This window comes from Dehalococcoidales bacterium (assembly GCA_028717385.1).
GTDB lineage: Bacteria > Chloroflexota > Dehalococcoidia > Dehalococcoidales > CSSed11-197 > CSSed11-197.
In genome coordinates this window covers 1-12,931 of sequence record JAQUNW010000030.1, presented here as the reverse complement: position 1 = coordinate 12,931, position 12,931 = coordinate 1, and the positions used below count along the sequence as shown (strand labels likewise).

The 12,931-nt window shown below is 44.6% G+C and carries 16 protein-coding genes and 1 tRNA gene; 2 read left to right on the top strand and 15 right to left on the bottom strand.

Annotated features, from left to right (window positions below):
* Nucleotides 1-292: 292 nt before the first annotated feature.
* Nucleotides 293-368 (top strand) — tRNA-Arg (locus tag PHX29_06135).
* A 113-nt stretch (nucleotides 369-481) separates the two neighbouring features.
* On the opposite strand, the gene PHX29_06130 is transcribed toward PHX29_06135, so the two are convergent.
* Nucleotides 482-1,048, bottom strand: a complete 567-nt coding sequence (locus PHX29_06130; GenBank protein ID MDD5605469.1) for a bifunctional nuclease family protein — start codon at nucleotides 1,046-1,048, stop codon at nucleotides 482-484.
* A gap of 181 nt (nucleotides 1,049-1,229) precedes the next feature.
* On the opposite strand from PHX29_06130, the gene PHX29_06125 reads away from it, so the two are divergent.
* The gene (locus PHX29_06125; GenBank protein ID MDD5605468.1) at nucleotides 1,230-2,384 is read left to right on the top strand and encodes a DNA adenine methylase; all 1,155 of its coding nucleotides are present in this window, start codon (nucleotides 1,230-1,232) and stop codon (nucleotides 2,382-2,384) included.
* 65 nt (nucleotides 2,385-2,449) lie between these two features.
* On the opposite strand, the gene PHX29_06120 is transcribed toward PHX29_06125, so the two are convergent.
* From PHX29_06120 to PHX29_06055, 14 genes are all read right to left on the bottom strand, one after another.
* The gene (locus tag PHX29_06120; GenBank protein ID MDD5605467.1) at nucleotides 2,450-3,166 is read right to left on the bottom strand and encodes a 4Fe-4S binding protein; all 717 of its coding nucleotides are present in this window, start codon (nucleotides 3,164-3,166) and stop codon (nucleotides 2,450-2,452) included.
* A 76-nt stretch (nucleotides 3,167-3,242) separates the two neighbouring features.
* Nucleotides 3,243-4,658, bottom strand: coding sequence for an acetyl-CoA carboxylase biotin carboxylase subunit (locus PHX29_06115; GenBank protein ID MDD5605466.1), 1,416 nt, complete (start codon nucleotides 4,656-4,658; stop codon nucleotides 3,243-3,245).
* 110 nt (nucleotides 4,659-4,768) lie between these two features.
* The gene (locus PHX29_06110; GenBank protein ID MDD5605465.1) at nucleotides 4,769-5,089 is read right to left on the bottom strand and encodes a DUF1622 domain-containing protein; all 321 of its coding nucleotides are present in this window, start codon (nucleotides 5,087-5,089) and stop codon (nucleotides 4,769-4,771) included.
* Entirely contained in the window at nucleotides 5,086-5,814 is a 729-nt protein-coding gene (cysE, locus tag PHX29_06105) for a serine O-acetyltransferase (protein MDD5605464.1), read from the bottom strand. The genes PHX29_06110 and cysE overlap by 4 nt, the downstream gene beginning before the upstream one ends.
* An 8-nt stretch (nucleotides 5,815-5,822) precedes the next feature.
* On the bottom strand, nucleotides 5,823-6,161 hold the full coding sequence (locus PHX29_06100) for a divalent-cation tolerance protein CutA (protein ID MDD5605463.1): 339 nt from the start codon (nucleotides 6,159-6,161) through the stop codon (nucleotides 5,823-5,825).
* A 12-nt stretch (nucleotides 6,162-6,173) separates the two neighbouring features.
* A complete protein-coding gene (gene nadA / locus PHX29_06095; GenBank protein MDD5605462.1) occupies nucleotides 6,174-7,088 on the bottom strand; it encodes a quinolinate synthase NadA in 915 nt (304 codons plus the stop codon).
* A complete protein-coding gene (gene fdhD / locus PHX29_06090) occupies nucleotides 7,085-7,861 on the bottom strand; it encodes a formate dehydrogenase accessory sulfurtransferase FdhD (GenBank protein ID MDD5605461.1) in 777 nt (258 codons plus the stop codon). Before fdhD ends, nadA begins: the two co-directional genes overlap by 4 nt.
* A 1-nt stretch (nucleotide 7,862) precedes the next feature.
* Nucleotides 7,863-8,927, bottom strand: coding sequence for an AIR synthase family protein (locus tag PHX29_06085; protein MDD5605460.1), 1,065 nt, complete (start codon nucleotides 8,925-8,927; stop codon nucleotides 7,863-7,865).
* 93 nt (nucleotides 8,928-9,020) lie between these two features.
* Nucleotides 9,021-10,214: a cysteine desulfurase family protein gene (locus PHX29_06080; GenBank protein ID MDD5605459.1), complete on the bottom strand. Its 1,194-nt coding sequence runs from the start codon at nucleotides 10,212-10,214 to the stop codon at nucleotides 9,021-9,023.
* A gap of 170 nt (nucleotides 10,215-10,384) precedes the next feature.
* Nucleotides 10,385-11,155: a twin-arginine translocase subunit TatC gene (gene tatC / locus PHX29_06075; protein MDD5605458.1), complete on the bottom strand. Its 771-nt coding sequence runs from the start codon at nucleotides 11,153-11,155 to the stop codon at nucleotides 10,385-10,387.
* Nucleotides 11,142-11,834, bottom strand: coding sequence for a twin-arginine translocase TatA/TatE family subunit (locus PHX29_06070; protein MDD5605457.1), 693 nt, complete (start codon nucleotides 11,832-11,834; stop codon nucleotides 11,142-11,144). Before PHX29_06070 ends, tatC begins: the two co-directional genes overlap by 14 nt.
* A 91-nt stretch (nucleotides 11,835-11,925) precedes the next feature.
* The gene (locus PHX29_06065; protein MDD5605456.1) at nucleotides 11,926-12,144 is read right to left on the bottom strand and encodes a twin-arginine translocase TatA/TatE family subunit; all 219 of its coding nucleotides are present in this window, start codon (nucleotides 12,142-12,144) and stop codon (nucleotides 11,926-11,928) included.
* 2 nt (nucleotides 12,145-12,146) lie between these two features.
* Entirely contained in the window at nucleotides 12,147-12,281 is a 135-nt protein-coding gene (locus PHX29_06060) for a hypothetical protein (GenBank protein MDD5605455.1), read from the bottom strand.
* Between the two features lie 25 nt (nucleotides 12,282-12,306).
* A complete protein-coding gene (locus PHX29_06055) occupies nucleotides 12,307-12,669 on the bottom strand; it encodes a twin-arginine translocase TatA/TatE family subunit (protein ID MDD5605454.1) in 363 nt (120 codons plus the stop codon).
* Between the last annotated feature and the right edge of the window lie 262 nt (nucleotides 12,670-12,931).

The window sequence follows — 12,931 nt, the reverse complement described above, 5'->3', positions numbered from 1 at the left end:
GGTGAATACCTAACAAATTGTTTGACTGAAGTCTAATTCAAACTTCCTTATTTAAGGCATACTTTTGCCAGTCTCACCCTTTTGAGTGGCGTCCAACCTAAGGTAATAAGTGAAGCACTGGGTCACAGCTCGGTAGCGTTTACAATGGACGTATATTCCCATATAATACCAGGTATGCAAGAAGAGGCAATGGTAAAACTCAATGGTGTAATTCCTTCCGGTGACACCAATTTTCAAAAATTAACACCATTGGTTGACATAAAAGGGCTTAACAACTAAAATTTGCGTTCAAGCCCCAGTAGCTCAGTGGATAGAGCAGCGGTTTCCTAAACCGCGTGTCGTGAGTTCGACTCTCACCTGGGGTACCACTTTTTAAAGCTAAAAAGCCCTTGAGGCAACAAAGACTTCAAGGGCTTTTTCATTATTACTAGCGTTTTTTGTTTTTGGATATTTCAGTTTTGGGGCAACTGATAAAATCGTGCTATTTTGAATCCAAACCGTCCATATCCAGATTATCGATAAAATCTCGGAAAACTCCCAGACGTTTTTTTTCTTCCTCGGTCATCGTGCCGCCTTTGCCTTCAGGCTCGATTTGATCGGCCTGGTCCAGGATAAACTCGTCACTATCGGCATCTTTTTCCATTGTGATTGCTGTCTTGTCCATAACCGATTCATTGACGTATATGCGGGCATCTACCCTGAGAGCAAGCGCCAGAGCATCACTGGGGCGGGAGTCCACTTCATGCTTTTGCCCGTTTATTGTCAGCATTATTTTGGCAAAGAACACATCCCCTTCCAGAGAGGTAATTGCGATTGAATCGACTTTACCACCGAGGTTTTCGATTATAGATTGTAACAAGTCATGGGTCATCGGTCTTGGTACCGGCTCGTTTTTAAGGCGCATAAGTATTGCCCGAGCTTCGTTTTGGCCGATGAATATTGGAAGATACCTTTTACTTGATTGTTCTTTTAACAATACCACATACTGGTATTCCGGCTTTTGGTTCATTAATCCAATTCGTACACTGTCAATAGTGACTTCAATCATGTCAACAGACTCCTAATGGTTTTGAGTGCGATCAGGCAATTCTACTTTGGATTATAGCTTCTGTCAAATGCTTTAACCTCAAAATAACATTGCTATTTACCCCTTCTATAAAGGGCGCTTTTTTAGCTATAGTTCAAGGTTGTTAGCACCATGACTTTTAAGCTAGGATTATCAGGCTGGTATGAATAAATCAATGCAATCTGAATCATTGCTTGCGGCTACAGGGCAAAGTCTTGACCTGGAGCGCCCATATTATACTTCACACCTCATAACTTATCTAGGCAATAAACGCAAATTGCTTCCTTTTTTATACGAAAATTTCCTCAATATTAAACGAGTAATCGGAAAAGAAAAATTAGTGGTGCTGGATGGGTTTGCTGGGAGCGGGGCGGTATCAAGGCTACTGAAAGCCTTTGCCTGTAAGCTCTATGTCAATGATCTTGAGAAATATTCATGTACAATAAATGAGGCTTATCTTGCCAATACATCAACAATTGATATTAAAGGCCTTGAGGCTGCTATAAAATGGCTGAATGATAATCGTTACAACGATGTTGGTACCGGTGCTGGTTTTATCGAATCCAACTATGCACCGCTTGATGATAACAATATCAAACCAGGCGAGAGAGTGTTCTATACCAGAGCTAATGCTCGAATTATTGACAATGTCAGGAGGTTGATAGAGCAAGTAGATCCAGCATACAGAACATGTTGCCTGGCGGCGCTGTTGGTAAAAGCCTCCGTGCATACCAACACGTCTGGAGTGTTTAAGGGTTTTCATAAAAAATCCGGTAATGGCCACTTTGGAGGGCGAGGGGAAAATGCGCTTGCCAGGATCAAAAAGGAGATTATACTTGAAGTTCCGTTATTCTCAGCGTTTGAATGCCCGGTTCATGTAACAAACGTAGATATTAATCAGCTTGTGCAAGATAAAGAACTACCCAAGTTTGACCTGGCTTATTTCGATCCGCCTTACAATCAACATCCCTATGGTTCAAATTATTTCATGCTGAATATAATTAACGATGGTGTACCGGTGGAAATTCAACCCGGGGTAAGCGGAATAACTCGCGAGTGGAGAAGATCAAATTATAATAGCAAACGAGCCGCTCGGCAGGAATTGGATGATTTGTTGGAATCCACGCGGGCGAGTTATATAGCAATTTCATATAACAATGAGGGGATAATTCCGCTCGAAGAGTTTGCGTCATTGATAGCACGTCATGGGGAATGGAGATTGGTAGAGCAAGAATACAATACATATCGCGGCTCCAGAAACCTGCGCAAGAGAAACCCCAAGGTTAAAGAACTCCTCTGGTTAATCAAAAAGGCCTGATTTAGCAGATTTGCGCACTAAGAAAGCATGCCAATATTATAGGCAAAGCTGGATTTAAGTGTTTGCTATAACACCTTTCCATTTGTGCCAACAGTAATTTCCTGAATTGGGATTTCCTTTCCTGCGTCTTTCATTGCCTGCTTGGCCATTTGCACTAAAGCGTTGCAGCATGGCACTTCCATTTTTATCACGGAAAGACTTGCCGGTACAGATTGGTTGAAGATTTCAGCAAGTTTGCTGCGATGCGCATCATAATTATCAAGCTTGGGGCAGGCGGCCAGTAAAGGCCTTCCCATTACCAGGTCGCGGTGGAAATTAGCATAAGCAAACGGTACGCAGTCAGCCACCAGTAATACATCTGCTTTATGCAGGAAAGATGCAGATGGAGGCACCAGTGCAAGCTGTACTGGCCAATAATAGAGCGCAGATGGATTGGGTAGCTTGCTATCGGTTTGTTGAGATTTAGCGGGTTTGTTGAATAATGCCATCAGGGCAGAAGGGCAGCTGCCGATTTCCGCCTCCGACCCCATTTCCTTGTTTTTGGCTTGGATATTAGCTGCTTTTTCATCAAATTCAGTAGCCAGGCGATCTTCGATGCTTATTGCTCCCTTTGGGCATTTGCCAAGACAAGCCCCCAGTCCATCGCAATATATTTCGCTGATTAGCCTAGCCTTGCCTTCGATTATTTGCAGTGCTCCTTCGGCGCATGCGGGTACGCATACTCCGCAGCCGTCACATTTTTCTTCATCTATGATGATGATTGGGCGCCTTATTTTAGCCATTGTTTATACTATTCCCCTGCAATCCAGAGTAATTTTCCACATTAACAATTATCCATCATTGTTAATGAGTTTATGTTTAAGGCATAAATTTGAAAGTTTCTTTGAGTCGTTCTACCGAAGCGCGGTCGCGTTCTTGTATACGAAGCATGTCACCAACAAGATTCTTTTCCTGGTCAATAAAATCGGTACGTAGGTCTCCAGAGATGAATCTGGGATTTTCCATTATTGCTTTGTGAAGAATGATGTTGGTTTTAACCCCTACAATAATATATTCATATAACGCGCGCCTCATCCTGATGATCACTTCATCCCGGTTTCTCCCCCATGCGACCAGCTTGGATATCATTGGATGATAATAGGGGCTGATGACGAAGCCATTATAAACACCGGAGTCTACCCTGATGCCGATACCACCAGGTGAGCGATACGCTTTAAGCGCTCCCGGCGACGGTGTAAAGTGATTAAATGGATCTTCAGCGTTAATTCGGCATTCTAATGACCAGCCATTAATCTTGACCTCATCTTGTGTAACGGACAGTGGTAATCCGGATGCAATACTTAGTTGTTCTTTTACTATATCGATGCCGGTTACCATTTCAGTTACTGTATGTTCGACCTGGATTCTGGCGTTCATTTCGATGAAATAAAAGTGTCCTTCGGAATAGATAAACTCTACGGTCCCGACACCTCGATAATTTACACTGCGTGCAAATTCAACAGCAAGTTTACCCATTCTCGAACGAATTTCCGGGGTGACTACTGGTGAAGGTGCTTCTTCAATAAGTTTATTGTGCATGCGTTGAATAGAGCATTCTCGTTCACCGAGATGAACAATGTTGCCATGTGAATCAGCTAATATCTGGACTTCGATATGACGTGGATGCTCCAGATATTTTTCTATATATACATTTCCCTTGCCGAAGGCTCTAGCGGCTATCGATGAGCTCATCTCAAGCGCTTTTTTAAGCTCATTTCTGCATGACACAACCTGCATACCAATCCCGCCGCCACCGTCTGCGGGTTTGATTATAACGGGGTAGCCAATTATTTCGACTTCATTTTCAACTTGAGCCAGATCAACACACTCATTGATACCAGGTGTGACCGGTACTCCGGCTGCTGCGGCTATCTGACGAGCAGAAGTCTTGTTGCCTACCAGCTCAAGTACCCGGCTTGACGGCCCAACGAAAATTATTTCTGCAATTTCACAAGCTTGCGCGAATTCTGCATTTTCTGCCAGAAAGCCGTATCCAGGGTGGATGGCATCAGCGCCGCAGGTTTTAGCTACACCAATAATCGTGGGTATGTTTAAATAGCTTTCCCGGGCAGAAGATGGCCCTATGCAGTATGCTTCATCGGCATATTTAACAAATATCGAATCTTTATCTGCCTCAGAATAGACAGCAACTGTTGCAATGCCGATTTCACGTGCGGCACGCATAACCCTTATTGCGATTTCACCACGATTGGCTACGAGGACTTTTTTAATCATTAATTACTCCTGTAAATACCTGCTCAAGGGGCAGAATGAATAAATGTACAACGATAATTATACGACAAATGATTTCATCCGGCTGATAATGGGTTGGCATGCGCAACGAATCAAGTTGCTTTCATTTCTCTGGTTAAAAAATAGCTGATAACGGTACGAATTGCGACGATAGCCCCCAAGATGGCAATTTCTTCCAATCCAGGTTCAATTATGGTGCGTATAATATCAGCTCCAATCAGGAATTCCAGTCCGAGTAACAGGTGCTGGCCCGCGAGTAAGCGGATTTCCCGGATGTAATCAGAAGGGCTAGTTTTCTTAAAGCTGACAATTTCATGCTTGATGAATTGAAAGAAACCCTTGATAATGCCCCAGCTGATAATAGCAGCTCCGGCAATGGCAATTGCCCAGCTAACGACTTCCAAAACAATCATGGATGACCGCCTTCGCTATTAAATTCCCGCAATACTTCGCGTACTTTTTGTTTGAGCTCCTCATGCGCTACTGGATGCCCTTTTTTCCCTTCAAGCTTTTCTAGCCTTTCTTCGATTTGCTCTTGTTCATTAAGTACCAGACGGATAGCTTCAGCTACTGGATCCGGGAGTTTGCCATGCTCAAGTAGATCAGCAGGGTGCCTGCGGTTATCAACTATGCGTCCGGGTATGCCTACGACGGTAGCTCCTGGTGGGACTGATTTTACTACCACTGAACCGGCGCCTATGCGGGCACCATCGCCTATAGTGATTGCTCCAAGAATAATGGCACTAGCCCCGATAACAACATTGTTACCGATTGTAGGATGCCTTTTGCCCTTACTTAGAGTGGTCCCTCCGAGCACTGCTCCCTGATACATGAGAACATCGTTGCCTATCTCGGCAGTCTCACCTATTACCACACCCGACCCGTGGTCTATGAACAATCGCCGTCCGATAGATGCTGCCGGGTGTATTTCAATTCCGGTTAAAAAGCGGCTGAAATGGGCTGTCAGACGGGCAAAAAACTGAAGGTGTTTATTCCACAAAAAACTGGCACAGCGATGATAACGCAGAGCATGAAAGCCTGGATAGAATAACAGAACATCAAAGAAGCTTCTGGCTGCCGGATCTTTGTCAAAGACAGTTTTTATATCTTCCTTCAGAGTAGAGAAAAACCCGCTCATAGCTATTGCTATTCGGCCTCCTCAGGTATTACTTCGTGGTCAATCCACTCCAGATAATCGCAATTGCCTCCAATAATGGGAAGAGCTATTATTTCCGGTACCTCATAACTATGGACTTCTTTAATCAGGCGGACTACTTCGTCTATTAACTTAACGCGGGTTTTCACGATAAGCATGCTTTCCTTTTCCTGGTCAATCGATTGTTTCCACCAGAAAAGGGAGTTGATTTGCGGAATTATATTTACACAAGCGGCTATTTTTTGCTCAAGTAATACTCGAGCGATGAGCTGAGATTCTTCATCTTGTGAGGTGGTGATTAAGATTACGGCGAAACCGTTGCTGTTCACCTGCATATCTCCTTAGCCAAGCTGAATCATACGTTCAACCGCCCGGTATGCCTGACTTCTGATATCGTCTGCTACTTTAACCTCTCCGGACATTTCCTGTAAAGAGCCAAGCACGTTATCCAGATTGGTTCGCTGCATGTTCTTGCATTTTGCATTTGCATTGGCTGGTATGAAAGTAACCGCAGGATTTTCATTTTTAAGTCGATATAACATGCCGGCGTCAGTAGCTACGATAATTTCACCAGCAGTTAATTGGCGGCAATATTTTACCATTCCGCCGGTGCTCAGGATATCGTCGGCAAGTGTGAGAACTTCCGTTTTGCATTCCGGATGGGCAATTACCTTTGCGCCCGGATACTTGTTTTTGCATGCCTGGATATGGGCGGATGTAATACTGGCATGCACCGGGCAATATCCTGGCCACAAATGGATATTTTTTCCGGTTTTGGATTGAACAAATCTGCCCAGATGCTGGTCTGGTATAAATAAAATGTCGTCATTTTCCAGGCTGGATACTACCTTTACGGCATTGGCTGATGTGCAGCAGATATCTGAAAAGGCTTTTACTGCTGCTGATGAGTTTACATAAGTAACTACTGCATAACCTGGTAGTTCCTCTTTAAGGCTTTGCAGGCGATCGGGAGTTACCATATCTGCCATCGGGCAGCCAGCATCAGACGCAGGGAGCAATACTTTTTTTTGGGGAGACAGGATCGAGGCTGTTTCTGCCATAAAGTGCACACCGCAAAAAACGATTACCTCAGCTGGGGTTTGTGCCGCTAACCGACTTAGTTCCAGGGAATCACCAACGAAATCAGCTATTTGGTGTATTTCAGGCGGCTGATAATTGTGTACTAAAATTACCGCTCGCCGCTTTTTTTTGAGCTCTTGTATTTTAACCGCAATATCTTCGTCTAAAACTGTCAATCGGTAATCCTCCAATCATGGCAGTAAGCAGTTATATTCAAGTTATGTGAGCATCTGACAAGCGTAATGCCCAAGTCGTGTGCCAGGGTAATACCCAAGTCGGTCGGTACGGCTTTGGTGAGGAGAATGGGTGATCGGTGGGCAGCCACTTTCAGAAGCATTTCAGAAGAAATCCTGCCGGATATAATAACCAGATGATTCTGGGTTTGTATTTGATTTCGCAGGCAGCTGCCAAAAACTTTGTCCAGGGCATTGTGGCGACCGATGTCATCTCTGCGTATCAGTATTTTTTCTGGACTGGCAATAGCGGCAGAATGTATTCCGCGGGTAGCGGAATAGACAGTTGAAGCGCTAAGAAAAGTACTCATAAGTATGTTGATTTGACCAGTGGAGACAGACAATTTTCCGCTGACCACTTCTGTTTCTTTCTTCTGGGAGGATCGCCCTTTGCTGCCACCTGATGCAATCAGGGGTTTCAAACATGCCTTTGGCTCAAAAGGTTTTGCTATTTTTACTGATACAGCGGTTGCTGCTGAGTCAATATCGATATCGATTATATCTTCGACACTTTCTATAAAGCCTTCTGAGTAGAGAAAGCCAAACACCAGATCCTCGATGTCACTCGGGCTGCATAATATGGTTGCAGCTTCCTGGCTATTAACCTTTATTACCAGCGGTAATTCCCGGCAGATAACCTCCTGTATACTTTTACGCCCCTGGGGTGTAAAAGAGGTAACCGGAACTGAAGTTGTCTGTTCTTTATTGGTACTCAATTTACCTGCCCGGCTTTTCACCAGATACAGCATTGTAGAATGCCCGCCAGAAAGGATCAACAATCGGATGTACCAGCTTGGTCTCTTTGCCTTCTTTTACCAGAATCATTCCTTGGGAGGCTTCTGTCATTTCTCCGGCAATTGATGAGCGAATTCCTTTTGCGGCAAGGGCTTGAACAACTTGGTCTGCCTTGTGTGGTCGGCATAGAATTATCAGGGTTCCTTCTGATATTGAAGCGTAGGGATCTATTTGAAAGTAATTGCAGATCTCTTTGACGGTTTCTTCCACTACGATTTTTTCCAGTTCTACTCTTACTCCGAGACCAGCAGCAGCAGCCAGCTCATACAACCCTCCCCAGATACCACATTCAGTGGCATCATGCATAGCAGAAATACCATTATCGCGGACCCCAACTGTGACTGCTGTCATGGCGTCCTCGACGGTTGTCATTTTATAAAAAATGCTCTCGGCTTTTCGGCGAAATTCCGTGCCGAATTTCTCTTCAAGCGAGTTAGCAAATACTGCGGCAAAAATTCCCACCGCTTCAATGGCCGGACCCTTGGTGATAATTACCTTATCGCCTGGACGGGCAAAGCGCGGGGTTACGTATTCATCTATCTCGCCAACTCCAATCACGGTAGCTCCTCCAACCATGGGATAATGGCAATTCTCGTATCTGCCAGTGTGTCCGGTAATAACGTTTATGCCCAATTTTTCGCACTCCTGGTGCATAGTATCCCACATGATTGAAAGCTCGCTTTTGGTCATGCTCATGGGCAGGTTCAAATCAATGCTTATGTACCGGGGTTTTAGCCCTGAAGTCGCCGAATCTGAGGCTAATATATGTATGGCAAACCATGCCGCCCTCTCCCAGCCGTATTCGGGTACAATAAACACCGGATCGGTGGTCATAGAAACTGCCATGTTGCCAATCTTGGCTATGCCGACATCAGTGCCATGTTGTGGCCCGACAAGCACGTCCTTATTTTTTGCGCCAAGCCTTGGAAAAATAATTTCGTTAAAGATATCTGCCGAAACCTTACCTATTTCTGGAATTTCTGCCATAGAATTAATTCGTCCTTTCACTTGTTTTAGTAATAAAAAACCGCCTTCGCAGAGCGATACTCTGGATGGGCGATTATCCCTTGATATTTGCTATTATTGAGCCTTTTTCTCTTCTCTTAATCTCTCGATCAGTTTGGGTAGTTCCTTAAGTGTTTTATCTATGTCTGCCTGGGTCGTCCATTTGCCCAGAGAGAATCTAAGAGCGCCCTGAGCTTGATCTACACTTCTGCCAAGCGCAATCAGTACATGAGAGGGGGTTACTCCGGCGGCGGTGCAGGCAGCCCCGGCAGAAGCGCATATTCCATGCTTGTTAAGTTCCCAGCTCATCGAAAAATAGTCCTCTGGTTTTTCCTTAGGTCCAGTTTTTTCAATAGCCACACCATCAAAGCAGAAGTTGGCATTGTTGGGAAGTCTTTTTTCCATGCTTCCGTTTAGCAAGACTCCCTGTATATTGCGCATAACACCTTTCACCAAATTGTCTCTTAGCGGTTTAAGGCGCTTTATTTCAGCCTCCATGTCCCGCTTGGCAACCTCTGCAGCCTTACCGAAACCGACGATCAGCGGAACGCTTTCGGTACCCGATCGCAACCCTCTTTCCTGACCACCTCCATATATAATCGGTGCCAGTTGCGAGCCTTGGCGTATGTACAAAGCTCCAATACCCTTGGGACCATAGAACTTGTGGGCTGTGAGGGAAAGCATATCCACCCCCAAATCTTTTACGTCGATATAATTTCGACCTATTGCCTGTACTGCATCGGTATGAGAGTAGATACCGTATTCCAGGGCAATACTGGCTATTTCTTTGATGGGTTGAATTGTTCCGATTTCGTTATTTGCATAGATGGTTGAAATTAAAATTGTCTCGTCTGTAACTGCCTGGCGGATTTTTTCGGCATCTACGATTCCATCAGGCTCGACAGGGACAAAAGTCACTGCATAACCCTGTTTTTCAAGGTGATGGCAGGTTTCAAAGACTGCGTGATGCTCTATATTAGTGATGACAATGTGGTTGCCGAGATCTCTGGATGCTTCTGCGGTGCCGGCAATTGCCATGTTATCTGCTTCTGTTCCGCCACTGGTAAATATAATCTCTTCAGTATTGGCATTAATCAGATCGGCTACTTTTTGGCGTGCTTCCTCTACTGCCTGTCGTGCTTCCTTACCTTTTATGTGAATGGATGATGCGTTGCCAAATTTTTCATTAAAATATGGCAACATTGCATCTAACACTTCCGGATCAACCGGTGTAGTAGCGGAATAATCAAGATAAACAGGTTTTTCCATTTGCTATCCTCCCCTTTTTGGTTATTTAAAGCGCGTTGAAGATAACCGTCAATCAGGATAGGTAAATGTTATATTCAGTACTGGAGTTTGTCAATCAAATAAAGTATATGCAAAGCTGTCGTTCTGGTTTTGTATATACTTAGTCTGCGGTGTGACTATTAGCTGATGTGCTAATCGTCAGATTCCTGCTCGCTGGGAGGAACGCGCTTCTTGTATACAAATCGGGATAGGAATATCGATAGTTCCAGCAATAATATGAGTGGAATTGCCACGATTAACTGATTGCCGGGATCCGGGGTGGGTGTGACGATGGCGGCTATCACGAAGGCGAGTACAACCCAGATCTTACGTTTTCCAGCTAGCCATTGGGGGGAGACCACCCCTATGCGGGCTAAAAACATTACCACTACCGGGGTTTCGAATACCAGCCCCAATCCCAGGATCAGTCTGGTTACGAAAGAAATGTAGTTGGAGATGCGAATTTGCGTTTCAGCTTGTTCTGTAAAGAAATCAGTTAGAAAGCGTAACGCGGGAGGCAGGGCTACCCAATAAGCAAATGCAATACCGCATAGGAACATGAATACAATAAATGGTAGCATGGTGAATATATAGCGCTTTTCTTTAGAAGTCAACGCTGGAATGATAAAAGCGAAAAGTTGGTAAACCAGTATTGGCATTGCCAATACTATGCCGCCAGCCAGGCTAACCTTAAAGAAAACGCTGAGGTTTTCAATCATTTCGATAGATATCAGTTCGATGTTTCCGGCTGGCCTTTTAAGAATGCCGACGATATCTTCGGCAAAATATAAAGATATAGAAGTAGTAACCACCAGGGCTATGACGGATTTTATTAACCGGTCCCGCATTTCCTTGAGATGCACCATTATGGGCATGCCCTGAGTTTCTGCAACCGGCTGTGTTGCTTGATTATCCCTGGCCATTGTCTACCTCTGTAGAATTAGAAGGGCCGACAGCAGGTTTAGTGTTATCTTGGTTTGTTTCTAGGGTTAGATTACTATCGGAAACATTTGAAACTGCTGATGTGGCAGCTGGCGAATTATCTGGTTCTGTTCCTGAAGCTTCTACTGCTTTATGGAGTTCTTCGGCTTCTTTTTCCAGCCCTTCTTCTATTTCCCGATGGCTTTCCGATAGATCGCTGGCAATCTGTTGAGCATCTTCCTTGAGAGATTCTTTTAAATCGGTTGCTTCCTGCGCAAAATGCTCCCCCAGTTCTTGGAAGCTTTCACCGACGTCTTGGCTGATTTCCTGGGTTTCTGCCTTTAATTCGGAAATAATCTCCCCGGTTTCCTGGTCTATAGACTCCTTCATCTGCTTGGCTTCACTGGCGACGGCTTCCTTGAGGTCGTCAGCGTCTTCATTCAAGGATTTTCTAAGCGAAGACATGTCATCACGCATTGATTTTAATTCATCGGTGAGGCTTTTCAGATCCTCGTCTTCGTCCAAGCCGAGGGCTTTACTCATTTCATTAGTAGCCCCGGAGGCGATTTTTTTGAATTCCCGGTAATATCGGCCGAATTTCCGGGCGTACTCAGGCAGTTTTTCCGGACCAACAACTATCAGAGTAACCACCAGGATCATCACTATTTCCATTATGCCCATATTAAATACACCTTAAAGGCATTCTATCTTGTATGAAGCCGGAATCGATGGTGGTTAAGCAAGGCGGGTGTTTTAGCGGGAGCGCGATACTTTATTGATCCAGCTCTTTTATAACCTTCTTTTTTTTCTTGGCAACTTTTCGGCTACTATCATCGTCAGCTTCCCCCCCCTTTTTTCTGCGGAACAACGAAACCACCTTTCCGGTGCTTTTTCCTACGAATTCTGTAACTTGAGGAAGCTTTCCGACGCCAAAGACTATCAGTATGATCAGTACAACAAGACCGATTTCAAGTGGACCTGGTGGCCGCATATCTACATCCTCCCTTGTGCAAGAACTGGCTTACCGGTGTTTATGAACTGATGAAAATTACGCACCAATTGACCAGACATACCTGCCTTAAGATAGTGCTTGCGCACATCTGACTGGGAAAATAACCAGTAAGGCAAACCAGCAAGCCTCCTGAACGGTGGGCTAAGCCTCGGCTGTTGGAGTTTCGGTTTCAGTATCAGCCGGCTTATCTTCAGCTGCCGGCTTATCTTCAGCTGCCGGCTTTCCTTCAGCTGCCGGCTTTCCTTCAGCCGGTTTTTCCTCACCTGCTGCCGGACTCTTTCCAGCTACTGGCTCGGCTTTTTTCACCGTCTTCTTGGTTTTACGCTTGGTTTTTTTCTTGGTAGTAGTAAGATCGTCGTCTATGTCTTCACCCCTGGTCCCGCGCTTGAATGCATTAATGCCTTTACCGAGAGCCGCGCCTACCTGGGGGAGTTTTCCAACACCAAATACAATTAGAATAATAAGAACTATAAGCCCTATTTCAAGTGGACCTGGTGGTCGCATATCTATCTCCTCCCTAAGATTACTTGTTTAAAATAATTAAAACCAGTTACCGTTATTTGGGAGATTAAGATGATTAATAACAAAATGGCAACTAATTTCCAATGATACACTAACAGTATAATGATGTCAATTTGATGTAAGGGTCCAGTACATATTGGACTTTTCAGGGTTAGCGATAAATTTATCCAGATAATAACGCAGGGGAGCCTTTTTGCCAATACCCCGGTGAACCTTTTCGGTGTTGTACCATATAAGGTATTCC

Coding starts and splice junctions, on each gene's coding strand:
- PHX29_06115 (MDD5605466.1), bottom strand. CDS start 4,658: ATGATTAAAAAAGTCCTCGTAGCCAATCGTGGTGAAATCGCAATAAGG.
- PHX29_06110 (MDD5605465.1), bottom strand. CDS start 5,089: ATGATTGTTTTGGAAGTCGTTAGCTGGGCAATTGCCATTGCCGGAGCT.
- PHX29_06085 (MDD5605460.1), bottom strand. CDS start 8,927: ATGGCAGAAATTCCAGAAATAGGTAAGGTTTCGGCAGATATCTTTAAC.
- PHX29_06120 (MDD5605467.1), bottom strand. CDS start 3,166: ATGGCTAAAATAAGGCGCCCAATCATCATCATAGATGAAGAAAAATGT.
- PHX29_06080 (MDD5605459.1), bottom strand. CDS start 10,214: ATGGAAAAACCTGTTTATCTTGATTATTCCGCTACTACACCGGTTGAT.
- tatC (MDD5605458.1), bottom strand. CDS start 11,155: ATGGCCAGGGATAATCAAGCAACACAGCCGGTTGCAGAAACTCAGGGC.
- PHX29_06125 (MDD5605468.1), top strand. CDS start 1,230: ATGAATAAATCAATGCAATCTGAATCATTGCTTGCGGCTACAGGGCAA.
- PHX29_06130 (MDD5605469.1), bottom strand. CDS start 1,048: ATGATTGAAGTCACTATTGACAGTGTACGAATTGGATTAATGAACCAA.
- cysE (MDD5605464.1), bottom strand. CDS start 5,814: ATGAGCGGGTTTTTCTCTACTCTGAAGGAAGATATAAAAACTGTCTTT.
- PHX29_06070 (MDD5605457.1), bottom strand. CDS start 11,834: ATGGGCATAATGGAAATAGTGATGATCCTGGTGGTTACTCTGATAGTT.
- PHX29_06065 (MDD5605456.1), bottom strand. CDS start 12,144: ATGCGGCCACCAGGTCCACTTGAAATCGGTCTTGTTGTACTGATCATA.
- PHX29_06055 (MDD5605454.1), bottom strand. CDS start 12,669: ATGCGACCACCAGGTCCACTTGAAATAGGGCTTATAGTTCTTATTATT.